Source organism: Vibrio sp. Vb0667 (genome assembly GCF_033391095.1).
The window spans coordinates 1-1646 of sequence record NZ_JAWPOL010000119.1 but is presented as its reverse complement, the minus strand read 5'-3'; the positions used below and the strand labels follow the sequence as shown (position 1 = coordinate 1646).

Annotated in this window: 2 protein-coding genes; both read right to left on the bottom strand. The window is 46.0% G+C overall.

Annotated elements, in window-relative coordinates; translation table 11 throughout:
• Positions 1 to 1002 (bottom strand): aldehyde dehydrogenase family protein (locus R8269_RS23880; protein WP_318222735.1); only part of this gene is annotated, 1002 nt, incomplete at its 3' end.
• 18 nt (positions 1003 to 1020) lie between these two features.
• Positions 1021 to 1620: a transcriptional regulator BetI gene (gene betI / locus R8269_RS23875; RefSeq protein ID WP_318222734.1), complete on the bottom strand. Its 600-nt coding sequence runs from the start codon at positions 1618 to 1620 to the stop codon at positions 1021 to 1023.
• Between the last annotated feature and the right edge of the window lie 26 nt (positions 1621 to 1646).

Below are 1646 nucleotides of genomic sequence, written 5' to 3'. Positions count from 1 at the left end.
TGACAGCACTTTGCTTTCATGTTCTTTTGAAATTAGGGCACCGATTTGTGTATTTTCATCAAGAGGGTCTCCGACAACCAGTTTCTCAGTACGAGTTTTAAGCTGTGCAACAAAGTCGTCGTAGATAGATTCATGGACAAATACACGGGTACCGTTGGTACATACCTCACCCTGAGTGTAAAAGTTAGCAACCATTGCTGCTGATACCGCATCGTCCAGCTTCGCATCGTCGAATACGATCAGTGGTGACTTACCACCTAACTCCATTGTGACTTGCTTAAGCGTTTTTGCACTGTCACCCATAACAACTTTGCCAGTACCTGATTCGCCAGTGAACGATACTTTAGCAATATCCGGATGCGCCGTTAGCATCTGCCCTACGCGATAGTCACCCTGCACGACGTTAAACACACCACCAGGTAGACCCGCTTCAGAATAAATTTCCGCAAGCTTAAGTGCTGTAAGCGGTGTTTCTTCCGACGGCTTAAAGATCATTGCATTACCCGCAGCCAGTGCTGGTGCTGATTTCCACATTGCGATTTGAATAGGATAGTTCCAGGCGCCAATACCTGCGCAAATTCCCAGAGGTTCACGGCGCGTATAGAAAAACTGGTTTTCATTGAGAGGTTGTTGCTCACCCTGCAAACTTGGTGCAAGACCAGCGTAATATTCGATAACATCTGCGCCTGTCGTAATATCAACAGCGATCGCTTCTTGAATTGGCTTACCCGTGTCCGCCACTTCTAAAGCGGCTAACTCGTCATTGCGTTCACGCAGAATCGCTACCGCTTTGTTAAGAATCCGGCTACGTTCAATGGCCGTCATTGCAGACCAAACCTCAAAACCGCGTTTTGCAGATTCAATCGCAGCTTCCATATCGCTCTGGTTTGCTTGTTTAATATTGGCCAATGGCTCACCATTTGCCGGATTGTAAGTGGTGAAATGCTCTTCAGAACATCCGATATACATTGCACCATCGATGTAATGTGTTTTCATTTCCATAGTGAAGACCTGTGACTTTTATATTTTATGAGAGTAAAACGTTAGCTGCTTTTCGAGATAATCGTTGATGATGATCCTCGCTTTATCAGCATCGATGCCTTGCGGGTTGAGCGTGCCGCGTAGCCATATACCGTCAATCAGTGATGCTATCCCGTGAGCAACCAACTCTGCTTGCTCCGCACTTAATAGTGCTTTTAGTTCTCTTCTTAGATGGGACAACAGACGTCGCTCATTCACTCGTTGCAAACGCTTAAGTTGCTCGTCATGCATTGAGTAAGACCAGAAAGCCAGCCACGTTTTAGCCACTTTGTTTTCTGCCTGATAACCAACAAAGTTGCCGTCAATAATGGCGTTGATACGCTGATGATGAGCATCTGCTGGCAACGCACGAAGCTTCCCAGTGATTGTTGAAGAAAGCTGACGAAGGATCTCGCGCATGGTTTCTTCTAACAACCCATGCTTACCACCGAAGTAGTGATTAATTATCCCCGTTGATACTCCAGCCTCTTTACTGATCAACGAGATGCTCGCAGCATGTAAACCGACTCTGTCAATCACTGACATGGTCGCTTTTACAAGCTGCGGTTTTCTGCTTTCAGACATCCCCACCTTTGGCATTTTGCGTACTTGTTACTTTTAATTGA